22 protein-coding genes are annotated in these 25469 nt (G+C 66.3%); 2 read left to right on the top strand and 20 right to left on the bottom strand.

Annotated elements, in window-relative coordinates:
• Window positions 1-13 precede the first annotated feature (13 nt).
• The 10 genes from EDC31_RS11935 to EDC31_RS11980 form a co-directional block, all read right to left on the bottom strand.
• Window positions 14-781 carry a response regulator gene (locus EDC31_RS11935; protein WP_042057152.1) on the bottom strand — a complete coding sequence of 256 codons (768 nt, stop codon included), beginning with the start codon at window positions 779-781 and terminating at the stop codon, window positions 14-16.
• Between the two features lie 107 nt (window positions 782-888).
• Window positions 889-2151 carry a tetratricopeptide repeat protein gene (locus EDC31_RS11940; protein WP_239641581.1) on the bottom strand — a complete coding sequence of 421 codons (1263 nt, stop codon included), beginning with the start codon at window positions 2149-2151 and terminating at the stop codon, window positions 889-891.
• A complete protein-coding gene (locus EDC31_RS11945; protein WP_042057151.1) occupies window positions 2148-2582 on the bottom strand; it encodes an ExbD/TolR family protein in 435 nt (144 codons plus the stop codon). The genes EDC31_RS11940 and EDC31_RS11945 overlap by 4 nt, the downstream gene beginning before the upstream one ends.
• Before the next feature lie 117 nt (window positions 2583-2699).
• On the bottom strand, window positions 2700-3128 hold the full coding sequence (locus tag EDC31_RS11950; RefSeq protein WP_042057149.1) for an ExbD/TolR family protein: 429 nt from the start codon (window positions 3126-3128) through the stop codon (window positions 2700-2702).
• Window positions 3129-3131: 3 nt separating this feature from the next.
• Window positions 3132-4181, bottom strand: a complete 1050-nt coding sequence (locus EDC31_RS11955; protein WP_081797472.1) for a MotA/TolQ/ExbB proton channel family protein — start codon at window positions 4179-4181, stop codon at window positions 3132-3134.
• Window positions 4182-4389: 208 nt separating this feature from the next.
• A complete protein-coding gene (locus tag EDC31_RS11960) occupies window positions 4390-5055 on the bottom strand; it encodes an energy transducer TonB (RefSeq protein WP_042057147.1) in 666 nt (221 codons plus the stop codon).
• A gap of 374 nt (window positions 5056-5429) precedes the next feature.
• A protein-coding gene (prfB, locus tag EDC31_RS11965; RefSeq protein ID WP_132127073.1) for a peptide chain release factor 2 occupies window positions 5430-6561 on the bottom strand; the annotation gives its coding sequence in 2 pieces (ribosomal slippage) (window positions 5430-6491 and window positions 6493-6561; 1131 coding nt in all).
• A 48-nt stretch (window positions 6562-6609) separates the two neighbouring features.
• Window positions 6610-9357, bottom strand: a complete 2748-nt coding sequence (locus tag EDC31_RS11970; protein WP_081797470.1) for a penicillin-binding protein 1A — start codon at window positions 9355-9357, stop codon at window positions 6610-6612.
• Window positions 9358-9454: 97 nt separating this feature from the next.
• Window positions 9455-10339, bottom strand: a complete 885-nt coding sequence (locus EDC31_RS11975; protein WP_042057141.1) for an aldo/keto reductase — start codon at window positions 10337-10339, stop codon at window positions 9455-9457.
• Between the two features lie 182 nt (window positions 10340-10521).
• Window positions 10522-12075: a Do family serine endopeptidase gene (locus tag EDC31_RS11980; protein ID WP_081797474.1), complete on the bottom strand. Its 1554-nt coding sequence runs from the start codon at window positions 12073-12075 to the stop codon at window positions 10522-10524.
• Between the two features lie 326 nt (window positions 12076-12401).
• Between EDC31_RS11980 and EDC31_RS11985 the strand changes: the two genes are divergently transcribed.
• On the top strand, window positions 12402-12866 hold the full coding sequence (locus EDC31_RS11985) for a hypothetical protein (protein WP_052511741.1): 465 nt from the start codon (window positions 12402-12404) through the stop codon (window positions 12864-12866).
• Between the two features lie 9 nt (window positions 12867-12875).
• Here EDC31_RS11985 and EDC31_RS11990 read toward each other — a convergent pair whose 3' ends face one another.
• Window positions 12876-13361 (bottom strand): nucleoside deaminase, encoded by a 486-nt coding sequence (locus tag EDC31_RS11990; RefSeq protein ID WP_042057139.1) that lies wholly within the window; start codon window positions 13359-13361, stop codon window positions 12876-12878.
• A gap of 134 nt (window positions 13362-13495) precedes the next feature.
• Here EDC31_RS11990 and EDC31_RS11995 point away from each other — a divergent pair, with 134 nt between their 5' ends.
• Window positions 13496-14227: a gamma-glutamyl-gamma-aminobutyrate hydrolase family protein gene (locus EDC31_RS11995; RefSeq protein ID WP_042057138.1), complete on the top strand. Its 732-nt coding sequence runs from the start codon at window positions 13496-13498 to the stop codon at window positions 14225-14227.
• A gap of 84 nt (window positions 14228-14311) precedes the next feature.
• Here EDC31_RS11995 and EDC31_RS12000 read toward each other — a convergent pair whose 3' ends face one another.
• The 9 genes from EDC31_RS12000 to nuoG form a co-directional block, all read right to left on the bottom strand.
• A complete protein-coding gene (locus tag EDC31_RS12000) occupies window positions 14312-15415 on the bottom strand; it encodes a branched-chain amino acid aminotransferase (protein ID WP_042057135.1) in 1104 nt (367 codons plus the stop codon).
• A 160-nt stretch (window positions 15416-15575) separates the two neighbouring features.
• A complete protein-coding gene (locus tag EDC31_RS12005) occupies window positions 15576-17033 on the bottom strand; it encodes an NADH-quinone oxidoreductase subunit N (RefSeq protein WP_042057132.1) in 1458 nt (485 codons plus the stop codon).
• Window positions 17033-18517 (bottom strand): complex I subunit 4 family protein, encoded by a 1485-nt coding sequence (locus tag EDC31_RS12010; protein ID WP_042057131.1) that lies wholly within the window; start codon window positions 18515-18517, stop codon window positions 17033-17035. The genes EDC31_RS12005 and EDC31_RS12010 overlap by 1 nt, the downstream gene beginning before the upstream one ends.
• A 2-nt stretch (window positions 18518-18519) precedes the next feature.
• Window positions 18520-20361 (bottom strand): NADH-quinone oxidoreductase subunit L, encoded by a 1842-nt coding sequence (nuoL, locus tag EDC31_RS12015; protein WP_042057129.1) that lies wholly within the window; start codon window positions 20359-20361, stop codon window positions 18520-18522.
• Window positions 20362-20366: 5 nt separating this feature from the next.
• On the bottom strand, window positions 20367-20678 hold the full coding sequence (gene nuoK, locus EDC31_RS12020; RefSeq protein ID WP_042057127.1) for an NADH-quinone oxidoreductase subunit NuoK: 312 nt from the start codon (window positions 20676-20678) through the stop codon (window positions 20367-20369).
• Window positions 20675-21244, bottom strand: a complete 570-nt coding sequence (nuoJ, locus tag EDC31_RS12025; RefSeq protein WP_042057177.1) for an NADH-quinone oxidoreductase subunit J — start codon at window positions 21242-21244, stop codon at window positions 20675-20677. Before nuoJ ends, nuoK begins: the two co-directional genes overlap by 4 nt.
• A 5-nt stretch (window positions 21245-21249) precedes the next feature.
• Window positions 21250-21762 (bottom strand): NADH-quinone oxidoreductase subunit NuoI, encoded by a 513-nt coding sequence (gene nuoI, locus EDC31_RS12030; protein ID WP_042057124.1) that lies wholly within the window; start codon window positions 21760-21762, stop codon window positions 21250-21252.
• A gap of 15 nt (window positions 21763-21777) precedes the next feature.
• Entirely contained in the window at window positions 21778-22737 is a 960-nt protein-coding gene (gene nuoH / locus EDC31_RS12035; protein ID WP_042057123.1) for an NADH-quinone oxidoreductase subunit NuoH, read from the bottom strand.
• A gap of 2 nt (window positions 22738-22739) precedes the next feature.
• Window positions 22740-25466, bottom strand: a complete 2727-nt coding sequence (gene nuoG / locus EDC31_RS12040; RefSeq protein WP_042057121.1) for an NADH-quinone oxidoreductase subunit NuoG — start codon at window positions 25464-25466, stop codon at window positions 22740-22742.
• Window positions 25467-25469: the final 3 nt, after the last annotated feature.

The following is a 25469-nucleotide window of genomic DNA, read 5'->3' on the forward strand; positions in this document are numbered from 1 at the left end:
GGCGACGGCGCGCTCAGAGTCGATCGACCGGGGCGACGAAAATATATCCCATGCCGCGCACCGTGCGGATGAGGCCGCCCGCCTCGTCGCCCATCTTGCGCCGCAGCCGGCTGACCAGCACGTCGATGCTGCGGTCGGACACGTCGCCGAGCCGGGTGCGCGACAGTTCCAGCAGCCGGTCGCGGGCGATCACACGCTGGGGATTGTCGAGAAAACTCGCCAGCAGCTCATGCTCCGCCCCGGAAATCTCCACGATCGCGCCGGTGGGATCGACCAGTTCGCGCCGCCGCAGATCGAGCGTCCACCCCGCGAACCGCAGCAACTCCTGCCGCTGCCGTTCCGCCACCGGCGCATGGCCCGATCCGCGCCGCAGGACCGCCCGCACCCTCGCCAGCAATTCACGCTGGCTGAACGGTTTGGCGACATAATCGTCCGCGCCGATATCGAGGCCCTGCACGCGGTCCCGCTCCTCCCCGCGCGCCGAGACCATGATGATCGGCACTTGCGACAACGGAATTTCGCCCGGATGGGACATGCCCCGCCCCTCACGCAAACCCCGGCAGAGTTCGACGCCGTTCGCACCCGGCAACATGACGTCCATGATGATCAGATCGACGGGTGCGAGGGAAAGCGCTTCCCACATCTCCTCGCCCGACGCGACGCCACGCACACGGAACCCGTCTCCCTGAAGCGCGCGCTGGAGAAGGGTGCGCATGCCTGGATCGTCCTCGACGATGAGGATGCGGGAGGGAAGATCCGGAACAAGAGCTTGGTTCACCATGATTCCGGTAGTGTTCGCCTGAACCCGCGCACAGGGCAAGAGGGGCTCACAGCGTATTGTCGGCCCCGACATGTCCTTCTCCCGAAGGACGCCGGGGCCGGAGCAAGCTACTTGGCCGGCGGTCGGGTGATGAGAAGTTCCCAGAGCTGGGCGAGGTCGCGCGCCCCGTCCTCACCCTGCACCTGCTCGAAGGTCGCCGCCGCATCTTTTGGCAGCCCCCCGTCCATCTCCGCCATGCCGTAATCCAGCAAGGCGATATCCGGGAAGCGCGGATGCTTGGCAAGCCCCTGCTTCATCAGCGCCAGCCCCTCCTGCACCTGACCGGCGAGCACCATATTGTATCCGGTGGTCAGGGCAGGTCCGGCATTCGGCGCGGAGGCCGCGCTCCGCGCGGCGGCGGTCAGGCCCGCCTTGACATCGGCGGCGCGGCTGACCGCCATCGCCTTCAGCTTCGCCTCGCGCGGCGCGCCGGCATCCTTGCCCAGCACGCCCCTGGCATAGCCCGAATCCATCACCTTGACGGCGAGTTGCGGCATGTTGCGCTGCATCGCCCTTTCGGCGATGTCCATGTAATCCGACGGGTCCTTGAGCGTACCCGTCGCTTCGCGCAGACGCAGAAGGTTGAACTGCAAGGCTTCCGGCAGCTTGGCATTCGTCGCCAGCACGTGGATCAGCGCCGCCCAGTAATCCGGCTTCGAATAATATTTGGCCAGCAGCACGTAGCCATGCGTCTCGCCCGCATCGTCCTTCATCGCGTGATAGCAGGTCGTGAGAAACTGAAGCTGGTTCTCGGGCGGAACCTTCTTCGCCTTGATCTCCGCATTGACCTGATCCTGCAACACCCGCGCGGCGTTTTTGTAGTCCTTCTGGAGATAATAGGACTGCACGAGGATGGTCTGCATCTGCGGATTCGGACCCGCGGCCTTCAGATATTTCTCGATCAACGGAACCGCGCGCGCATAGTCCTTGGCCTGATAGGCCATGGTGGCCTCGGCCATCATCATCTGCTGCTTGGCCGAGGCGGGCGTCCGCGATGAGGCGATCAGCACGTCATAGGCCTTGATGGCCGCCGCCGTATCGCCCGACTGCGCCGCAACGGCCGCGCGCATCTGGGCGATGGTGTAGGTCTCATAGTCCGTCTTGCCGGATACGGCGTCCGCCGCGTCCACATCCTGCATCGCCTTGGCATAGTTCTTCGCGGCCAGAGCGGACTGCGCCGCCTGGAGCGGCTTGCCCACGTTCGCGCTCAACATGTCTTCCGCCTGGGCGGCGCCGGAAAAACACGCGGCAACGGAAATGCCGACGGGAGCCGACAGCAGCACGCCGGTCAGAAATACGGCGTGCCGGTTACGGAACAATCGCAAAATCACTGTCCTTCCATGAACTGGTCCTGGCCCACGATCCCGAGCTTCGTGACGCCCAAACGCTGGGCATCAGCCAGAACATGCGCAACCGTCTTGTAATCGGCCAGACGATTGGGGTGGATGTGCATTTCCGGCTGATCGGGCTGGGCGGCCGCGTTCATGAAATGCGCCTGGAGATCCTGCTCGCTGGTGATGGGCTGACCGTTCCAGGTGATCGAATTGTCAAAATCGATGGCGACGGTAACGACCTGCGGCTGCTCGGTCGTCGGCGGCGGGTTGCCCTGCGGCAGATCCAGCGCCACGGAATGTGTCTGCAAGGGAATGGTGATAATCAACATGATCAGCAGCACGAGCATCACGTCGATGAGGGGCGTCGTGTTGATATCGACGATGCCTTCATCCTCGTGGGTGCTGTCCGATCCGACGCTCATGGCCATGACGGCATTCTCCGTTGGGCGAATGCGTCGCGCCGCAAAAGAGGCGGCGCGACGCGAGTTTGAGTCAGCCGCCGGAACATCGGGGCGGCGTCCGGCGGGACAGGAGACATGGCGCGCTCACTCCTCGCTATGCGGCTGCTCCGTAATGAAGTCGATACGATAGATACCCGCTTCCTGGCAGGTCGCGACAATGCGGCCCACCGCCTCGTACCGCGCCTTGCCGTCGCCGCGGATCTGGATCTGCGGCTGGGGCTTGAGCACCGCGACTTTCTCGAGACGATCGAGCAGGTCCTGATGCCCGCGAAGCGGCGTCTCGTTCCAGTAGGAGGTCCCGTCCGCCGTCACAGCCAGCACGATGTTGCCGGGCTTGGTCTGGGTCGGCTGGTTCGCGTCCTTGGGGAGTTGAACCTTGATGGTATGGGTCGCCACCGGAATGGTGATGAGAAAGATGATGAGCAGAACAAGCATGACGTCGACGAGTGGCGTCGTGTTGATCGCCGAGACAACCTCGTCTTCGTCGCCGCTCCCGCCGACTTGCATGGCCATGGTTCAGGCAACCCGCTCGCTGGTGGTGATCGTGGTGGGGGAGTGGTCCGGCGTGATGACCGGACCGGAGCCGTGGCGGAAACCACCCATCAGGACGGACTGGACGTCGGCGCCGAAGTTGCGCACGCGGTCCATGCAGCCCTTGTTCCGGCGGACCAGCAGGTTGTAGCCCAGAACCGCGGGAACGGCGGTGGCCAGACCGATCGCCGTCATGATCAGCGATTCACCGACCGGACCGGCAACCTTGTCGATCGAGGCCTGACCCGCGATGCCGATGGCCGTCAGCGCGTGATAGATACCCCAGACCGTGCCGAACAGACCGACGAACGGCGAAGTGGAACCGACCGTGCCGAGGAAGGCCAGGCCGCCCTGAAGGCGCGTATTGATCATGTCGACCGAACGCTGGACCGACATCGCCACCCAGCCGTGCAGGTCGATCGAATCACGCATCGAGCCCTCGTGATGCTCGGCTGCGACGATGCCCGTCTCGGCGATATAGCGGAAGGGCGAGGCGGCCTTCAGCGAGGCGGCGCCTTCCTGGATGGTCGGCTTGGTCCAGAAGATCCTGGCCGCTTCCTTCGAGGCGGAGAAAACCTTGGCCTGCTCGATGAACTTCGTGACCATGATGATCCACGTTCCGGCGGACATGATCACCATGATGAGCAGCACGCCGCGCGCGATCACGTCACCATTGGCCCAGAGGGCCTTGAGGCCATAGGGATTTTCCTTGGTTTCCGTCTCCGAGGCGGGGGCAGGTGCGGGAGCCGGCGCGGCCTCGGCAGGCGCTGCGGCCGCGGGAGCAGCGGCGTCAGGCGCAGGAGCCGCCGCGTCAGGCGCGGGAGCCGGAGCCGCCGAACCGGCAGGAGCCGAGGCGTCGGGCGCCGGGGCCGCCGTATCAGGGGCGGGCGCGGGTGTCGTCGCCGGAGCGTTCGGATCGGAACTCGGCGCCGCCTGCGCGAAGGCGACAGCCGGCAGAGCCATGCTCTGGCCCATGGCCAGCGTCACCGCCAGGGCCGGGGCGGCAAGAGCGGGAAGGCGGAACAGTCTCGTCATAAACTCCATATCCTCTGAGAAAAGAGCATTCTCGCGAGAAACCCCGCTCGCTCGTGAAACCCTGGCTGCACCGCCTGAAAACCGCCTTGGGCACCGCATCGGGAACCCGGGCCATGAACCGGCGTTGCATGTTCCGGCAAGGCTTGCGCCGACCGGAGTCCCTTATTGCAGACCGGTGCACCCGCGAATGCGATGCCCCGGCGCACCTTCAATCACCGTCACCGAGCGTGAAGTTGATGTGAAGGACGTGATGATGTTCGACCACCGGCTGTCCGTTCAGGACGGCGGGCTGGTATCGTGCCTTGTGGAGGAAATCCATGGCGGCCTCGACAAAGGCATGACCGCCGCTGGAATTCGTGACCGTGCAGTTCGACGTGTAGCCCTGGGCGCTGATATCGCACGCGACGGTCACGCTGCCCTCCCGGTTCTCCTCGAGCATCTCCTCCGGGAAGACTGGCCGCGCCCCATTGATCGGACGTGCGCCGGCGGCGTGATCGGGCACCGGCGGTCCGGGCGGCGCGGAAGGAGCGGGCGGCGACGGTGAGGTCGCCGGCGGCATCGGCGCCGGCGGCTTGACGTGCGTCACCTGCCGGATCACGTGCTTCTGCGGCGGCGGCTGGATCTGGATCTTCGGCGGCGGGATGTACGGCGGTGGCGGCTGCGTCATCTGCGGCGGCGGCGGCGGCGGCGGCGGCGGTGGCGGCTTCTTCGGCTCCGTGATGATCTGGGTCTTGATCGGTGGGCGCAGCTTCTGGACGATCGCCGCGCCCAGCCCGTTCATCAGGGCGTAGATCACGACGATGTGGAAGATCACGGCAATGGCGATGCCGACGATGTACTTCGTCGGGCTCCGCTGTTGCTCGGCGTAGTTCATCGAATGAAACCCTCCAAATCCACGTTCCTTTTCACCCTGCCCATCTGGCCGCCCGAACCATGCCGACGCAGCGCCGGATCAGGTCCGGCACCATGACGCACGAACGGATTCGCCCCGCGCCATTCGTGGCGAGCATGGCACCTGTGCATTTTGGGCAAAACTATGGCACCTGTGTCAAGCATGATTACGACGCAACCCAATGAAATACCGCAGCTCCGCTCCTCGGATCGTTGTCGCGGCGGGGTATCAGAGACATTCGCCGGCCGATCTGCAAGCGGAATGTTTGGAAATTTCCCTTACATAGGCAAAAAAAATGCCCGGCGCGTTGCCGGGCATAAATTTATCATGAATCCGCAGGCGTCGGGACGGCATTTTCATTGCGCCGTCGCACTGGCCTCCGAGCGCGTGGCTCCCACGCGCTGGGCCAGCGCCGCCGCCATGAAATCGTCCAGCGACCCGTCGAGAACCGCCTCCGGATTCCCCTTTTCCACCCCTGTGCGGAGATCCTTCACGAGCTGGTAGGGCGCCAGCACATAGGAGCGGATCTGGTGGCCCCAGCCGATATCGGTCTTGGCCGCCTCGGTCTGCGCCGCCGCCGCCTCGCGTTTCTGAAGCTCGGCCTCATAGAGCCGCGCCTTCAGCATCTGCATCGCGGTGGCGCGGTTGCGATGCTGGGAGCGGTCCGTCTGGCATGCCACGACGATTCCCGTCGGCATATGCGTGATGCGAATCGCCGAATCGGTCTTGTTGACGTGCTGCCCCCCCGCGCCCGAGGCGCGGAACGTGTCCACCTTCAGGTCCGAGTCGTTGATCTGAATCTCGATCGTGTCGTCCACCACGGGATAGACCCAGACCGATGCGAAGGAGGTCTGCCGCCGCGCCGCCGCGTCGAAAGGCGAGATGCGCACCAGCCGATGCACCCCGGCCTCGGTCTTGAGCCAGCCATAGGCGTTCGGCCCCTCGACCAGCAGGGTCGCGGATTTGAGCCCGGCCTGCTCGCCCTCGCTGCTCTCCATCAGCGTGACCTTGTATCCCCGCCGCTCGGCCCAGCGCGTGTACATCCGCAACAGCATCTCGGCCCAGTCCTGAGCCTCCGTGCCGCCCGCGCCCGCGTTCACCTCGAGATAACAATCGTTCGAATCGGCCTCGCCGGACAGGAGACTCTCGATCTGCCGCGCATGGGCCTGCCCGGCCAGCCCGCGCAGGGTTGCCGTCGCCTCGGCCACGGTGGCCTCGTCCCCCTCCTCCTCGGCGAGGACGGCAAGCTCCGCCATATCCGCCGCGTCCCGCTCGATCCGGAGCACGCCCTCGATCTGCCCGGCCAGCAGCGTGCGCTCGCGCATCAGCTTCTGGGCGGCTTCGGCGTCATTCCAGAGATCGGGTTCCTCGGCGCGGTGATTCAGTTCGGCGAGACGCGCCTGGGACGCATCCCAGTCAAAGATGCCTCCTCAGCAGCGCCACCGACTGCTTGATCTGCTCGGACAGGGCCTCGGTTTCGGCCGACATGCGGTGTGAACTCCTTACGATCGGGTGCGCATTGCACCGAAGCCGGCGTCAATACAGGCCGCCGACGCCGATGTCACCTGTCTGCGCCGGCGGCGGCCGGCCGGAGGCGGCGCCGGGTGCTGACGAAACGCCGGGCGAGGATTGCGCGGCCGGCGCTTCGGCCATGTCGGCCTCGGTGTCGGAAATATTCTCCGCCCCGGTATCGGACGCCGTCAGAGCCTCGGTGCCCGCGCCGAATCCGTGCAGCGCGACGCTCATCCCCGGCACCTGATCGGGCTTGAACGCGTCCACCGCCAGCAGACGCCCCGTGCTGTATCGCGCCAGCACCATGTCCGGCGGCGCGCGGAAGGAGAGTTTCGGACGGGAGGCCAGCGCCACCTTCATCATCTTGTTCCAGATCGGCCCCGCGATCCGCCCGCCATCCTCGTTCTTGCCGAGAGACTGCGGCTGGTCGAATCCGACCCACACCACCGTCACCAGGTCGGGCGAGAACCCGGCGAACCAGGCGTCATGGAAATCCTGGCTCGTCCCGGTCTTGCCCGCGATTTCCCGGTCGATCCCCTGCCCGGCGAGCGTTCCCGTCCCGCGCGCGATGACATCCTGCATCATGGTGACGATCTGAAAGGTGCTGTCCTCGCTGGCCATGCGCGGACGATCGTCCCTGATCACCGGCACCTCGATACTGCCTGCCGGCGGCAGGGCGGGAGCCACGGGCGCGACGACGGGAGTCAGCGGGGGCGCGCCGGGCGCGGGCTGGGCGGCGGCCACGGCTGGAGGCACGGCGGGGGGCGCATCGAGATGGATATCGGCGGCCGGGGCCTGCATCATCGTTCCCAGCGTCAATCCCGGCTGCTTCCAGATGACGGTGCCTTCCCGATCCTGCACCGTGTCGATCAGCGACGGCACGACGATATGGCCGCCTGCCGCGATGGAGGCGTAGGCCGCGGCCTCGCGCATCACCGTCGTCTCCACCGCGCCCAGCGCGGCGGGCAGGACATGCGGCATCTTCTCGACCAGACCGGCCTTGACCGCCATATCCGCCACAGCCTTCATGCCGAGATAGGCGGCAAGCCGGATGGTCACGAGATTGCGGCTCTCGCGCAGTGCGTCGTGCAGGGTGGTCGGGCCCCAATTGTCCTTCTCGTAGTTCTTCGGATGCCAGTCGCCATAGGAGACCGGCCCGTCATCGAACTTCTCCGAGGGCGGCACGCCCTTCTCCATCGCCGCCAGATAGACGAACGGCTTGAAGGACGATCCCGGCTGGCGCAACGCCTGGGTCGCGCGATTGAACTGCGAGTCGCGGAAGGACCATCCTCCCACCATCGCCAGCACCCGCCCGGTCCGCACATCCATCGTGACCAGCGCGCCCTCGACCTGAGGAATCTGGCGAATCGCCACGCCGCCATCCGCCTGTGGTTCGATCAGCACCAGATCCCCGGCATGCGGATAGCGGAACAGCCGCATCCACCCGGCATCGGCCCCCAGCAGCGTGCCGGTGCGCGGCTCGCCGCCCTCGATCCAGCCGATCTTCCCGGCCGCGGGAGACAGGATGACGCCCAACCGCCAGCGATCCAGCATTCCGGCGGGCGGTTTCGCCGCTTTCAGCGCCGCCACCCACGCGTCATCGGCCGTCGAATGGGGTGGCAGGGTCACATGCCCCACCGCGCCGCGCCAGCCGCCGTGACTGCGGTCATAGGTCATCAGCCCTTCGCGCAGGATGCGCGTCGCCTCGTTCTGCAACGCCGGATCGAGGCTGGTATGCACCTCCAGCCCGCTGCGCGTGGCGATGGTCTCGCCATATTTCTCGATGAGCTGACGCCGCACCTCCGAGCCGAACCATTCGGAATTGGGCAGCGGGCCGAACCGCTCCTTGTTGTGCGGCACCAGCGGCTCCGCCTCCGCCGCCCGTGCGGCTTCCGGCGTCAGCGCGCCGATCTCCAGCATGCGGCCGAGCACCCAGTTCCGCCGCGCGACCGCCGCCTCGGGATGACGGAACGGATCGTAGTTCGACGGCGACTTGGGCAGCGCGGCCAGCGTCGCCGCCTCGGCATCGGTCAACTGGTCGAGCGTCTTGTTGAAGAAGGTCTGCGCCGCCGCCGCCACGCCATAGGCGCGCCCCCCGAGATAGATGCCGTTGAGATAGATTTCGAGGATCTTGTCCTTGCTCAGCGTCTGCTCGATCCGGATGGCGAGCATCGCCTCCTCGATCTTGCGCTCGATGGTCAGCGCGTTGCTGTCCAGCACCATGTTGCGCGCGACCTGCTGGGTGATCGTCGAGGCGCCGATCGGCCGCCGCCCCTCGGGGCGCGTGAGATTGAACATCTCCGCGCGCAGGATCGCCAGCGGGTCGATGCCCCGATGGGTGTAGAAATGCTGGTCTTCGGCGGCGACGAAAGCGTTCTTCACCCGATCGGGAATCGCCATGATCGGCACATAGATGCGCCGTTCCGCCGCGAGTTCCGCCATCAGCCGGTCGTCGCCCGCATAGATCCGGCTCACCGTCGGCGGCTGATAGTCCTTCAGGCTCTTCACGCTCGGCAGATGCGCGGCGATCGTCTCATACCGGTCCCAGATCACCAGCACCCCGCCGGTGAACCCCACGATCGCCACGCCGAGGGCGATCGCAGCCACACGCCGCACGCCGCGATAGCGCGGGCCACGCGGCATCGGTCCGCCGCCGGGCAGGAACCGGCCGCCGGATCGCGTGAACCGGCCGCCCCGGCCGGTTCCGGAATCGGGCGCGTCGCGCAACCAGATCAGGCCGGGAAAGGATTTTGAGGATACAAACCGACTCATATCCCGCTCCTTACCATTCCCGGTGCCGCGAGTCGCCTCGGTCTCGTCGCATATTTGAATTTTGGAGCACCTTTCGGGCCGCCACGCAGGATTCCGCTCAACCCCGCGCCGCTTCCCACACCGCGCGCCCCTGCCGGTCGAGTTCTTCCATCTCATGCGCGCTCAGCACGATCCCGGCGGCGCGCACGTTCTCCTCCAGATGGTCCGGACTGCCCGTGCCGGGAATCGGCAGCATGACCGACGAGCGCCGCAACAGCCAGGCCAGCGCCACGGTGCCCGGCGCCACCCCCTTCTCCCCCGCGATCCGGTCGAGCGCCGAGCCAGGCCGCGCCAGAGCGCCCGCCGCCAGCGGCGCCCAGGGAATGAAGCCGATTCCCTCACGCTCGCAATGCTCCAGCACATCCTCCGATTTGCGATCCACGAGATTGAACCGGTTCTGCACCGTCGCCACCGGGAAGAAGCGCCGCGCCGATTCGATCGTCTCCACATCGACCTCGGAAAGACCGACATGCCGGATCAACCCCTCCTCGCGCATCTTCGCGATGGCCTCGAACTGCCGTTCCGCCGGGCAATCCGGGCCGACACGATGCAACTGCCAGAGATCGATCCGCTCCAGCTTCAGCCGCCGCAGCGACATCAGCACGCATTGCCGCAGATAATCGGGATTGCCCACCGGCCGCCAGATATCCGGCCCATGGCGCGTATGACCGCCTTTCGTCGCGATCACGAGGCCCTTGTAAGGAAACAGCGCCTCGCGGATCAGATCCTCGGAAACGAACGGTCCATAGGAATCCGCCGTGTCGATGAAGTCGATCCCGAGTTCCGGCACGCGCCGCAATGTCGCCAGCGCCCTGCCCCGGTCCGGCGGCTCGCCCCAGATTCCCGCGCCGGTGATCCGCATCGCCCCGAACCCGAGCCGCACCACATGGAGATCGCCGCCGATCCGGAATGTCCCCGCCGCGCGAGCGTCACTATGCGCCATGAATCCTCTCCTCCAGAGCCTGTCGAGTCAGATATGGGCACATTCGAGCCGGTGACGACCCCCTCACAACCAGGACAGAGAGACAGTCACGATGCCGGGACGAACGCCGACGGGCCAGGACAGAGCCCGCCGGCGAGAGGATCGGGACGAAGGAGCGAAAACCGCGCGCTCCTGCAACGGCATTACTGGTCGTCATCTCCGCTGTCATGGTCCCCGTCATCCGGGGCGACGGCGATGAAGAGCGCCTGCCCGTCACGCAGCATACGCAGCAGGACGGGCTGCTTGGCTTTCAGCACCGCACGCACGGCACTGAGAACGGCGCGCGGATTCTCGACCTTGGTGTTGCCCACGGCCTGGATGATGTCGCCCGGATGGACCCCGGCATGTTCGGCGGGGGAACCGGGCTCCACGCCGCTGACCACCACACCCCGCACGGAGTCGTCCACGCCGAGCTGCTGACGGACATCCGGGGAGAGCGGCTGGAGCGAGATGCCGATATGATGGTTATTGTCGGTTTCGCCGTCATCCGAGGTGTTCGCGGTATCGTCGCCGGACTTGGCCTTCGCCATGTTGCCGACGGTGACGTCGACGGTGATGGGCTTCCCGTCCCGGATGATCCCCAGCGTCGCCTTGGAACCCGGGGCCATGCCCACGACATGGACGGCGAGATCGTGCCCGTCCTTGACCTGATGGCCGTTCAGCGTGGTGATGATGTCGCCCGATTTCACGCCGGCCTTGTCGGCGGGGCCTTTCGGATTGACGCTCGCCACCAGCGTGCCCATCGGGGGCGCGCCGGGCTCGCTCGGCTTCAGGCCGAGCGCCTGCGCCATGGTCGGCGAGATGTTCTGGTCCATCAGCCCGAGATAGCCGCGCACGACATGCCCGGTCTTGCGGATCTGATCCACGACGTTCTTGATCGTGTTCGAGGGGATGGCGAAGCCGAGGCCGATCGACCCGCCCGTGGGCGAGATGATGGCCGTGTTCATGCCGACCACCTTGCCATCCTGATCGAAGAGCGGACCGCCGGAATTGCCCCGGTTGATCGCGGCGTCGGTCTGGATGAAGTCGTCATACGCGCCGGAATTGAGGTTGCGCCCGCGCGCCGAAACGATGCCCGCCGTGACCGTGCCGCCGAGACCGAGGGGATTGCCGACGGCGACGACCCATTCCCCGGGCTGGACCGTATCGGAATCGCCCAGCTCGATGAAGGGCAGCGGGCTGTTGGGCTTGATTTTCAGCAGCGCGACATCCGTCTGCGGATCATGCCCGACGACCTTGGCCGCCAACGTCGTGCCATCATCCAGCGTGACGGTGACATGGGTCGCGCCATTCACAACATGGTTGTTAGTGACGATATAGCCGTCGCTGGAGATGACGAAGCCGGAACCCAGCGCCTTGATCGTGCGGTTGGGATGCTGCTGCGGCATCATCTGGAACGGGAAGGGGAACGGGAAAGGCGAGCCGCCGAAACCCTCTCCGGGGCCGGGGCCGCCGCCTTCCTCCTGCTCGGCCACGTCGGCACGGATATGCGAGGTGATGGAGACGACGGCCGGCTTCACCTGTTTGACAAGATTGACGAAGTTCGGCAGACGCTGGAGTTGTGCCTCTTTCGGCTGAATCGGCCCGTCAGCATACGCGGCCGGACCCACGGCCATGCCGGCCAGACAGAGCGGCAGCGCCGCGAGGACGAGTCCGCGCCGGATCGAAAGGCGGGAAGACATTTGGGAAGACGTCATGATCGTATGTTCCGTCAACTAAGTCCGTTGGAGTGCACAGCGTTCCGGCCGGGGAGAGTGCCGCAGCCGGGCGGAAAAGAAAAGTTCACTCTCACAGGCTGGCGGAACTCTGGCACGGGGGCAATGTCGCCCGATGAAATCAACGTAACCGCTTGTTTTTCCGGAACTCTTGCGGAATGGTTCGGATATGGAGAGTCCAGATCGCCCTTCCCTCGCGATCCATACGCATTTTCTTCCACCTGTCAGATCCTTAAGAAAATATCGGGTCGGTCCGCGTTAGGCCACGGGATATCATCCGGGGTTTCCCGTTTCCGGAGCTGTGACACATGACCCGAGGCCGCCTTTCCACATTGTTCCTGTTGTCATGCGCCGGATTCACCTGCTTCGGACCCGGCGGGATCGGCCGGGCCATGGCGGCCCCGAGCGGTCAGGCGGCATGCTGGACGCGCGATCCCGGAGAGGCGGCGGAACCGGGCTATATGTGCCGCGATCTTTCCGAAACGACGCTGAAATCGCTGAAGGGCCTGAGTCCGGCGCAGGTCGTGGCGTTTTTCGGCGCGCCGGGCGGCGACGGCAAGCCGCAGCACTTCCAGAGCATGGACAACACGCCCGGCCATTATACGGGCTATGTCGATCTGACGTATCGCGGCGGCCGGGTGGCCACCATCGACGCGATGGTCGCAAAGCGCGGTCCGGATGGCCGCGCCGGAAATCTGCTGCAATTCCGCTGGGTCGCCGGGAAAAGCGAATGTTCGGATTTCCCCGGCTCCCGCACGCCCTGCGAACAATGAGCCGCGCCGTCACTCCCGCAGACGCATGAAAAACGCCCGCAGGAGGTGCGCGGCCTCCCTCTCCCGCACACCGCCGATCACCTCGGGACGATGAAGACACCCCGCCCGCTCGAACAGACGCGGCCCATGCGCCACGCCGCCGCCCTTGGGATCATACGCCCCGAAAACGACGCGCGCGACGCGAAAATGCTCCATGGCGGCGGCACACATCGGACAGGGCTCGAGCGTGACGACAACCGTGCAGCCGCTCAGCCGCAGCCGCCTGTCGCGCGACTGGCCCAGCCGGGTAGCCGCGTCCCGCATGGCGAGCAACTCGGCATGGGCGCTCGGATCGCCCAGCGCCTCGACACGGTTGCCAGCCACGGCAAGCAGCGCGCCGCCGGGATCGAGAACCGCCGCCCCCACGGGCACCTCGCCGCGTGCGGCCGCCTCGTCCGCCGCAAGGAACGCGGCGGCGATCGCCTCGGAAAACGGATGTCGGTCATTCTCGCACATGCGCGCAGACGGGCCACTTTCGAATTTCGGGACAGCGGAAACGAAGTCGCCGCCCCTCCGCACGCGGGACGGAGCCTTGCTCCTTTCCGCAGGGGAAGAGATATACTCGCTTTTCGACGCGCGGGAGAAGGCAGATGGCCCTGATCGGGGTGACGCTCGACCAGGAACCGGGCGGGAACGGAGCGGACGGCGGAGCATATTCCAGCTTTCCCTGGTACGCCCTGCGGCGGAATTATTTCACCGCCATCGCGTCAGCCGGCGGTCTGCCCGTCGGTCTCGGTCACGAGGAAGGGCTGTCGGAGGCCTTGATGAACCGGCTGGACGGGCTGGTGGTGACGGGCGGCGCGTTCGACCTCGATCCCGCGCTGTTCGGCGAAGCTCCGCATCCCACCACGGTACTCAAGCCCGAGCGGACGCGCGCGGAACTGGCACTGCTCCGCGCCGCGCTGGCGCGCCGCCTGCCGGTGCTGGGCATTTGCGGCGGCATGCAGCTTCTGGCAGTGGCTTCCGGCGGATCGCTGATCCAGCATCTGCCCGACGAGGTCCGGGGCGGCATCGCCCATGAACAGCCCAATCCGCGTGACGAAGCCGGGCACGACATCACGATCCTGCCCGGCAGCCTGCTGGCGCGGATCACGGGACGCACGCGCATGGCCGTCAACTCCTCGCATCATCAGGCCGTGCGGACACCAGGCACTCTTACGGTCTCCGCCAACGCCGCGGACGGGGTCATCGAGGCGGTGGAGGGCAACGGGGAGACGTTCTGCCTCGGCGTGCAGTGGCATCCGGAATTCGGGATCGATCCCGCCGACAATGAAATTCTGACGGCCTTCATTGCGGCCTGCACGACTGCCCGCAACGCGTGATCGCGGGACCGGCCACAAGGAAGGCCAGCGGATTTCCTGAGAGCGCGCGGCGGGACTCGCTCACGGCATGACGGCAATCCCGCCTTACAGGATGCGATGCACCCAGCCCTGGGCGTCGTTGCTCCGTCCCGCCTGAAGATCGGTAAGCATCGTCTTCAGCTTCAGCGTGACCTGACCGGATGTCTTGCCGTCGCCGAATACCGCCTCGCCTTCCGTGCGGCGGAACCGCCCGATCGGCGTCACGACGGCCGCCGTGCCGCAGGCGAACGCCTCGCGATATCGCCCGGACGCCGCCCCCTCGAACACTTCGTTGATGTCCAGCGGCACTTCCTCGACCTTCATCCCGCTCTCGGCGGCGAGAGTGAGGATCGACGCACGGGTGATGCCGGGCAGGATGGTGCCCGTCAGCGGCGGCGTCACCAGCGTATCGTCATCGCGCAGCAGCATGACGTTCATGCCGCCCATTTCCTCGATGAAGCGGCGCTCCCGGCTGTCGAGGAACAGCACCTGATCGCAGCCATGCGCCTTGGCCTCGGACTGCGCGACAAGGCTGGCCGCGTAGTTTCCGCCACATTTGGCAGCACCCGTCCCGCCGGGCGCGGCGCGCGTATAGGCTTCCGACACCCAGACGGAGACCGCGCCGCCGCTGAAATAGGCGCCCACGGGGCAGGCGATCACGATGAACAGATATTCCGAGGCAGGCTTCACGCCCAGGAACACATCGTCCGAAATCATGAAGGGCCGCAGATAGAGACTCTGCCCCTCGCCATGGGGCACCCAGTCGGCGTCGATCCGGACGAGCTGGTCCACGGCCTCGACGAACAGTTCCTCGGGCAGGTCCGCCATCGCCATCCGCGCCGCGGAGTCCCGGAAGCGCCGTGCATTCGCCTCGGGACGGAAGGTGGCGATGCCCCCCGTCTCGAGACGATAGGCCTTCATGCCCTCGAAAATCTCCTGCGCATAATGCAGGACGGAGGCCGCCGGATCGATGCTGAGCGGGCGGCGCGCCGTCACCTTCGCATCATGCCAGCCTTTCTCGTCCGAATACCGCACGACGACCATATGATCGGTGAAGACGCGCCCGAAAACCGGCTTGGCCAGCAGAGCCTCCCGCGTCGCCGCATCCGTCGGCGTCGTGGTGGGTTCGATGGTGAAATTCGGCAGGCTGGTTCGCGATGCGACGTCCATGGCGCAGGTTCCGTTTCTCTTTTTGGCGCTCGGGGGAAAACTTCGGGACGACAGATTACCGCACGCGCCCGCTTTTGACACGCTTGAAAATACTCCCGGGCAGGGAGTGTCCCTGCACCGGCCAAAGGGCTATCGCCCTTTGGCACCTCCCGACCTTACATCAGGGCGAAGCGGACGGGCCGGGAGGCGGCGGAACGTCCAGCAACTGACGCCCCGACTGCACCAGCCGGCTCGGGAACACGCCGAGCAGGATCGTCGCCACGGCCAGCAGGGCGATCAGCGCGCGATTGCCGACCCAGGGCGTGGTGATCGGCGGCATCTGGCGATGCGCCTCGCTGTCGGACGGCCGGGGCAGGATCATCACGAGGATCAGACGCAGATAATAGAAGAGGCTGATCGTGCTGCCGGCAATGAGCACCAGAAGCAGGATCACCCGATGGGCGGAGATGCCCGCCGCGACGATATAGAACTTCGCGAAGAAGCCGACCGAAGGCGGAATGCCCGCCAGCGACAGCAGCATGACCGACATGGCGAATGCCGCAACCGGCTTGCGGCGGAACATTCCATACCAGTCGCTGATGTACGATCCCTGCGGCATCACGCCGGCGATGATGGCGAAGATGCCCAGCGTCGCGATCGCGTAGGCCGCAAGATAGAAGGCGGCGCTCGCGAAGGAGAACGGCCCCGGCGACAGGAACGCCACCAGAAGATAGCCGATATGCGCGATGGACGACCCCGCCAGCATCCGCTTGATGTTGGTCTGCGCGACCGCCAGCAGGTTGCCGCCGATCATGCTCAGCACCGCGACGGCGACGATTTCGTCAACCTGCGGCCCGGACACGTAGAGATTGATCGAGGAGAAATACCGCACCATCGCGGCGAACAACCCGATCTTGGACAGAACCGCGACCAGCGCGGCCACGGGAATCGACGTGCCTTCCAGCACGTCCGCCAACCAGAGATGGAACGGCACGGCGGAGAGCTTGAAGAACATCCCCGTCAGCACGAGGATGACGCCCATCGAGGCCAGGAGCGGCTCCGGCGCGTTCGTCGCCACCGGAGCGAGGAAGCGGAGCGATCCCGTCTCGGCAAAAGTGAGCGCGAAACCCATCAGCAGCATCGCGGAGGACAGGCCTGACAGGACGAGATATTTCATCGCCGCCTCGCCCGCGTCGATCCGCGCGTTCCGAAAGGCGATCAGCCCGAACATCGCCAGCGAAAGGATCTCCAGCCCGATGAAGAAGGACACGTCATGGATGGCGCTGGACATCACGACGCCGCCCAGCGTCGCGAGGGTGAGCAGCAGGTAGTATTCGCTCCCCACCGACGTGTCCGAAAGCACGGAGTTCCGCCATGACATGATGTGGATCGCGATCGCGGAGAGGATCACCAGCGCCGCAGTGTAGGACGCCCAGGCATCGGGCGCGAAGAGCGGCAACGTGCCGGTCAGCACCAGCGCCGTGGGGGCAAGGATCACCGCAAGCGACGCCAGCAGCACCACCAGCCCGAGCACCGCGTCCTGCGCGACATTGCGGCGGATGGCGATCGCCGCCATCTGCACGAGGCTGCCCGCGCACAGCACCAGCACCGCATTGGGGAGGAAAGAGAAGGAGTCCATCAACGCGCCCCCCCGGCAAGGCTAACGATTTGCTGCGGCGCCGCGGGCGCCGAAAGGTCGAGCAAGGGCTGCGGGAAGAAGCCGATCACCAGCAGCAGCACCGTCGCCGCGCCGAGCGTCCACATCACCCCGGCGACGGGACGGCCCAGCGGCGCCTCCCCCGCGAAGACCGGCGGCCCGTAGAACACGCGCAGCATCCAGGTCAGCGCATAGATCGAGGACAGGACCGAGCCCGCCGCGGCGAAGAACGCCATGACGTGGTTCACGTGCCACGTCGCCAGAAGGGTCAGGAACTCGCCGACGAAATCCCCGATTCCCGGCAGGCCCAGCAAGGCGCAGGCGAAGAACATCGCAAAGGCCGAGAGTTGCGGCATGGCGGGCCAGAGACCGCCGAGACGCCGCATGTCGCGCGTGCCCGTGCGCTCCTCGATGAAGCCGGTGATGAGGAAGATCGCGCTGGTGGACAGGCCATGCGCCACCATCATCACCACGGCGCCCTCCATGCCGACCCTCGTGCCGGAGAAAATGCCGAGCACGACGTAGCCGAGATGGCTCAGCGAGGAATAGGCGACGAGGCGCTTCATGTCGTCCTGCGCCACCGCCAGCCAGCCGCAATAGAGGATTCCGACCACCGCGAACGCCATCACCACCGGCGCGATCTGCGCGCTCGCGGCGGGAAACAGCTCGAACACGAAGCGGATCAGACCGAAGGCTCCCGTCTTGCCGAGAATGCCCGCGAGCAGGATCGTGCCGCCATTCGGCGCCTCCGCGTAGACTTCCGGCGCCCAGGCATGGAACGGCACGATCGGCAGCTTGACGGCGAAGGCGATCAGGAAGCCCAGCATGATCGGGAAGGCGGCGCGCGACATCGCGCCGGTCCCCGCGAGCGCGAAATAGTTGAACGTCAGCTGCCCCGTCTCCTGAACATGCACGAAGACGAGCGCCAGGATGGAGAGCAGCATCAGCAGCCCGCTGCCCTGCGTGAAGATGAAGAATTTGAGCGTCGCCCGCGCCCGGTGCTCGCCGCCCCAGATCAGCAGCACGCCGAACATCGGCAGCAGCATCAGTTCCCAGAAGAAGAAGAACAGGAACAGATCGGTCGAGAGGAAGACGCCGTTGATGCCGGCGATCGTCGCGAGCGTCAGGAAATGATAGAGACCCGGCCGTTCCTTGATCTCGCGCGAGGAGGTCAGCAGCACGGGCACGGCGATGGCCAGATTCAGCCAGAGCATGACGAGGCTGAGACCGTCCATGTCCAACCGGAAATCGATCCCGAACAGCGGAATCCACGGCATGGCGAAATGACCGCGCCAGCCGGATCCGCCCGTCATCCCGGTCACGCCCAGCAGCAGCAGGGCTTCCAGCAGCAGGGTGAGAAGCGATACGAGCCAGGGCAGGCGCGCCGAGCCGTTCCGCAGCCCGACGAGCCACGCCGCCAGGCCGCCGAGGAAAGGAAGAGCGATGAGAGCGGGAAGAGCGAACATCGTTACACCGCCAGACAAAGAGCGAGGACCGTTCCGGCGGCGATCCATCCCGCATAACGCCGGACCTGACCGGACTGCATATGAGCGAACATCGCGCCCCCCGTCCGCGTGACCCAGGCCACCGCGCCGAAGAACCCGATCACCGCGTCGCCGCGATTGAGGCGCGCGAGGGCGAAATAGGGCTTCACGAACAGCACGTCATAGAGCGCGTCGAAGCCCCAGTCCGCGCGCAGCGTCCGCGTCCACGGCGTCTCCAGAGGCACCGGCGCCTTATGGCGCGGCTTGTACAACGCCCAGGCGATGGACACGCCGATGATCGGCACGATGGAGCCGATGAGCAGCAGCATGCCGCCGCCATGCTCCTCCGGCAGCGGGCCGAAAACCGGGGCCAGCAGGGTGGAGAAAAGATGCATCGGCGCGATCACTTCCGGCGTCTGGACCCATCCGGCGACGATCGCCAGCACGGCAAGGATCACCAGCGGCACGAACTCGACAATCGTCGTCCGCCCGTGCGGATGCGTGCGCTCGTGGCCCCAGAAGGTGATGAACACGCAGCGGAAGATGTAGATCGAGGTCAGGAACGCGCCGAACACCCCGCCCAGCCAGAACAGCGGGGCGACGTTGTACGCCGAGGTCAGGATCATTTCCTTGGAGAAGTAACCCGCCGAGATCAGGGGCAGACCGGCGAGAGCCGCCGCGCCTGCGAGGAAGGCATAGAAGACGACGGGCATGGATTTCCGCAATCCGCCCATCCGGAAGATGTCCTGCTCATGATGCACGCGCAGGATGATCGACCCCGCTCCCATGAAGAGGAGCGCCTTGAAGATGGCGTGGGTGACGAGATGGAAGATCGCCGCCTGCCATGCCCCGCAGCCGAGCGCCAGATACATGTAGCCGAGCTGGGACATGGTCGAATAGGCGAGGACGCGCTTGATGTCCGTCTGCACCATCGCCGCCCCGGCCGCCAGCAGGAGCGTTATGAAGCCGATCACCGCGCAGAGGAACATGATTCCGGGCACCAGCAGGAACATCGCATGCAGCCGCGCGATGAGATACACGCCCGCCGTCACCATCGTCGCGGCGTGAATGAGCGCGGAAACCGGCGTCGGGCCCGCCATGGCATCCGGCAGCCAGGTCTGCAACGGCACCATCGCGGATTTCGCCGCGGCACCCCCGAGGATCAGGAAGCAGCCCAGCGCGATCGCCGGGCGCGGCGCCATCGGCGCGATCGCCAGCACGGAGCCGATATCGAGCCGCCCCACCCCGGTCGCCAGCAGCAGCAGCCCGACGAGGAACAGCGCATCGCCGATGCGCGTCACCACGAAGGCCTTGCGCGCGGCGAGGGCGTTCGGCCGCTCGTGATACCAGAACCCCACGAGCAGATAGGAACAGACGCCCACCCCTTCCCAGCCGACATACACGCCCAGCAGGTCGGAGGAGAGCACCAGCAGTTCCATCGAGGCCACGAACAGCGTCATGTAGGTGAAGAACCGGGCGATGTCCGGATCGTCGATCATATAGGCGCAGGCATAAAGCAGGATCAGGAAGCCGACGACGCTCACCACGAGCATCATGACCAGCGAGAGCCGGTCGAGCGTCAGGGCGAACTGGGCGCCGAACCCGCCGACATGCATCCAGTTCCACAGGACGACATGCAGCGCCCCCGTCGAGGCCGGGCCGGTCAGAAAGGTCACGGCCTCGGTCACGGCGATGGCGGCGCACAGCCCCATCCCGAGAGCGACCAGCCCGCACGTCGCCCTGGCCGGCATGGCGCCGCGCGACAGCAACAGGATGATCGAGACCGCCAGCGGGCAGAGAATGACAAGCGGAAGCAGAGCAGTCACGACCCTTATCCCTTCAGACGATTGCCAGTGTCGGCGTCGAGCGTCGCCCGTCCCGCCGCATGCATCCGCAGCACGATCGCCAGCCCCACCGCCGCCTCGGCGGCGGCGTAGGCCAGGATCATGAGGAACATCACCTGCCCGTCCGCCATGTGATAGCGCGTGCCGGCCGCGATGAAGGCCAGTCCGGCCGCATTGAGCATGATTTCGACGGAGATCAGCATGAAGAGCAGGTTGCGCCGGACCATCACGCCCAGCAGGCCGAGCACGAAAAGGACGACGGCGATCGCAAGCGCCGCGCCGGGATCGTTCGGATTCATCGGTCCACTCCCCGGTGTTCGTTGACGCCGACATGCACCCCGTCCGGATGCAGCGGCGCGATCCCCGCGCCGCCGATGCGCCGCCCGATATGGAAGGCACTGACCAGCCCGGCGAGGAGCAGGAAGGAGGAGAGCTCGACCGTCAGGATATAGGGTCCGTAGAGCGCGAGCCCGACTTCGCGCGGTCCGATCGGGGCGGCACCCTGCACGATGGCCGGCACCGCGCCGGACCGCAGCCCGATCAGCAGCGTGACCAGCAGCCCCAGCGCCAGCAGCGAGGGCACGACCCAGATCCCGCCCGAGAGCCAGCTCTTCTCGCGCTGCTCTGCGGGCGAGCCGATATTGAGCATCATCACGACGAAGACGAACAGGACCATGATCGCCCCCGCATAGACGATCACCTCCAGCAGCGCCGCGAACGGCGCGCCGAGCGTGTCGAACACGCAGGCCAGCGCCAGCAGCGCCACGACCATGTAGAGCAGCGCATGAACCGCCGCGGTGCGGGTGATGACCATCGCGGTCGCGCAGATGGCCACCAGCCCATAAAGAAGGAGAGATATGCTCATCGGGATCACGGCATCAGCGAGTGGGTGTCGACGGGCGGAGCCTCATGCTCCGCCTCGCCCTTGTCCTTGCCCGGGATCGCCAGGCCGGAAATATTGTAGAAGCTGTACCCCGGCACCTTGCCCGGCCCGCTGATGAGAAGATCCTTCTTCTCATAGACGAGATTCTGCCGGACATATTCGCTCATCTCGAAATCCGGGGTGAGCTGGATGGCGTAGGTCGGACAGGCCTCCTCGCAGAAGCCGCAGAAAATGCAGCGCGAGAAGTTGATCTGGAAGAACTCCGGATACCAGCGGCCCTCGCGCTCGCCCTTTTGCAGGCTGATGCAGTCCACCGGGCATGCGGCCGCGCAGAGATTGCACGCCACGCAGCGCTCCTCCCCGTTCGGGTCGCGCGTCAGCACGATGCGGCCGCGATAGCGCGGCGAGAGATAGGGTTTGACCTCCGGATACTGCACCGTCACATTCTTGTGGAAGAGGTGCAGGAAACTCAGCCAGATCGTGCGGATGATACCGAGCATGATGATACCTCTTCCTCAGGCCCCGGCGCGCAGCAGCAGCACCGCGCCCGTGACCAGCGTGTTGAGGAGTGAGAGCGGCAGCAGCACCTTCCAGCCGAACGCCATGAGCTGGTCATAGCGCGGACGCGGAAGCGCCGTGCGGAGCAGGATGAAAAAACAGAGCAGCAGAAACGCCTTGACGACGAACCAGACCACCGGCGGCAGGATCGGGCCCGACCACCCGCCCAGATAGAGCGCGGTCACGAGGCTGGCGATCAGCGCCATCCCGGCATATTCCGCCAGGAAGAACATGCCGAACTTCATGCTCGAATATTCGGTGTGGTAGCCCGCGCCCAGCTCGTTCTCACCTTCCGGCAGGTCGAAAGGCAGGCGGTGCGTCTCGGCGATGCCGGCGATGAAGAACACCACCGCGCCGAGACATTGCGGGATGACGAACCACACGTGCTTCTGCGCCTCGACGATGTCCGAGAGGGCGAAGGAGCCCGCCGTCATCACCACGCCCAGCAGCGAGAGCCCCATGAAGACCTCGTAGCTGATCATCTGCGCCGTGGCGCGCATCGCGCCGAGCAGAGCGAACTTGTTGTTCGAGGACCACCCCCCCAGCACGACAGAATAGACATGCAGCCCCATCATGCCGAAGACCCAAAGCAGGCCGACGTTCAGATGGCCCGCCACGCTCCAGCTCGGCGTGATCGGGATCATCGCGAAGGAAATCAGCACGGCGAGAAAGCCGATGATCGGCGCGATGAAGAAGACCGGCTTGTCCGCGAAGGGCGGAATCCAGTCCTGCTTGAACAGCATCTTGATGGCGTCCGCCGCCACCTGGAGCAGGCCGAACGGCCCGACACGGTTCGGACCCGGACGATCCTGAAAGAACCCCAGCAGACGCCGTTCCAGCATCGTCGAAAGTGCCGCCACCGCCAGCACGCCGAACACCGTGCCGAGAATGACGATGATTGCCCACCACCAGACCATGGTCACGCCACCGCCTCCGCCTCGACCATTCGCAAACTCCCCCAGGCCGGGGTCGCGAAACCCGGAATCACGCGATAAGGCGGGCAGAAGATCACGCCCTCGGGCAAGGCCGGATCGACCGTCACGGCGACCTCCGCCCTGTCTCCGCCGATCTCCAGCACGGCCACGCCGCTCGCGCCATGGCCGCCGATCCGCACGACCGGCTCGCCCGCCCGCTGCTTCACGGGTTCGGACGCCATGCTCGTCTCATCGGAACCGAACACCTCATAGGCCGGCAGAACCAGACACGCGGCCTCGCCGCCCGTCTGGCCGCGCCCGTCGGCCCGCGTCGGCACAGCCCCCACATAGCCGCCGGCGGACACTTCGCCCGGGAACAGCCGCACACCGGAGTCGCCGCCGCGCATCCTGCCGCCGATTTCCTGCTGGAACTTGTTGAGCGACTGCTCGGAGTTCCAGCCCGGCACACGATAGAACGGCACCAGCGCGCCCGGCATGTCCACCGCGTAGGAGCCTTCCATGTCCGAGGCCAGCGGCGTGTCGGGCGAGAAGGGCGGCGGGATGTCATGCACGCTGATATTGGCGCGGATCGCCGTGCGCCCGGAGACGCGGCTGGTCTGCGAGCGGATATGTTCGCCTTCCAGCATGAAGCCCGCCTCGGGCGCGGCCTCGCGGATCGCGGCGAAGACCGGCGCTTCCGCCGCGACCGCTTCCGTCGCCTGATCGAGCGTCTGCCAGCCGATCTCCGCCTGGATGCCCGCCGCCTCGGCCATGTCGCGCAGCCAGCGCCAGCCGACCTGCAACGGCGCTTCCGGATAGACGACCTGCAGGAAGCGTTGCGCCCGCCCCTCCATGCTCACCATCGTACCGCCACATTCCGACACCGCAGTGGCGGGCAGGACCAGTTCCCCGCGCTCGGCGGTGGGAGTCACGGAATGATCGATCACCACCAGATGCCTGACCGCGCCCAGCAGCGCATCGAACCCCGCCTGCGGCATCTGCCGGGCGAGATCCCGCTCCAGCACGACCAGCGTGCCGACCTGTCCGGCCCGCGCCTTCTCGAGCAGCGCGTCGAGCGACATCCCGCCGAGCAGCGCGATCCCGGCGGCGTTGGCCTCGGGCAGCACGAGCGAGAGTCCCGCCGCCTTCCCCTTCGCCGCCAGCGCCGCGGCGATGTTCGCCGCCGCCTCGATCAGCGCCACGGAGGCATATTGCGTCCCCGACACGATCACCGGGCGTTCCGCCGCGAGCAGCGCGTCGGCGATCACCGCGGCCCGCTGTGTCTCGTCCTCGCCGAGGCCGGACACGCCGGGCGCGGCCGGATCGATGCAGTTGGCGATGGCGAAGCCCAGCCGGGCGATATCGTCCGGGAGCGCCCGCACGGAGAGCGTCGCCGCCTTGTCGAGCGCGACCGGCGCGGGGGTGGCGATATAGAGCGGCGCAAGCGTCTCCGCGCCGAGCGTGCGCACCGGCGCTTCCAGCCAGTGCGGAATCCGGTTGGCGTCCGCCAGCTTGTTGAAGGCGTTGCGCTGCGTCTGGTAGGCCGCCAGCGCGAGGCGCGGCGCGGTCGCGTCCACATCCTCGCCGAGGATCAGCAGCCCGTCGGAATGCTCGATCTCCTGAAGCGTCGCCACACGCGCCGGGGTGGACCGCAGCAACTCCACCGCCCGCATCGTGGCGCCATGCAGAGGCTCCGCCCAGCCGGTCGAGACATTGGCTTCTCCCGCCAGCGCTTCCCCCACCAGCCTGCGCAGAGCGAGGTTGGATTCCACCGAGGCGCGGCCCGACATCACGCCGAAGATCGGGCCGTCCGCCGCGATTTCCGCGAAGCGCGTCAGCGCCTGGGCCGGCGGCACGGGCGTCATCCGCCCGTCCATCACATAGCCCGCCGCCCGCAGGCGCGACGGCGCGTTGACGAAGTCATTCCCGAAGCGCCCGCGATCGCAGAGGAAATAGCGGTTCACCTCGTCATTGTAACGGTTCAGCGTCCGCCGCACCTTCCCGGCGCGCTCGTTCAGGATCGTCGAGCAGCCGACCGAGCAATGCGTGCAGACGGAAGGCGCGCCGCGCATGTCCCATTTGCGGGAATACATGCGGGAGAACGGCTTGTCGGTGAACACGCCGGTCGGGCAGACCTCGATCAGATTGCCCGCGAACGGGCTTTCCAGCGTGCCGCTCTCCTGACGTCCGAAATAGACATTGTTGTGCTGGGCGAAGACGCCGAGATCCTCGCCGCCCGCGTAATCCTTGTAGAACCGGACGCAGCGATAGCAGGCGATGCAGCGATTCATCTCATGTTTGACGAACGGCCCGAGATCCTGATTGCGATGCGTCCGCTTGTCGAAGCGGAAGCGGCGCTCGCGGTGCCCGGTCATCACCGTCATGTCCTGAAGGTGGCACTCGCCGCCCTCCTCGCAGACGGGACAGTCATGCGGATGATTGGTCATCAGCCATTCGACGACTTCGCCGCGGAACTCCTTCGCCTCGGGGTCGTCCACCGAGAGAATCGCCCCCTCCGTGACCGGCGTCATGCAGGCCATGACGATGCGGCCGCGCTTGTCGTCGGCATTCGCGTATTGCTTCACGGCGCATTGACGGCACGCGCCGACGGAGCCGAGTTCCGGATGCCAGCAGAAATAGGGCAGGTCCGTCCCCGCCTCGAGGCAGGCCTGAAGCAGGTTCCCGCCGTCCCGCGCCTCGACGACGCGGCCGTCGATCGTGATCTTCGCCATGTC

This window comes from Acidomonas methanolica (assembly GCF_004346035.1).
GTDB lineage: Bacteria > Pseudomonadota > Alphaproteobacteria > Acetobacterales > Acetobacteraceae > Acidomonas > Acidomonas methanolica.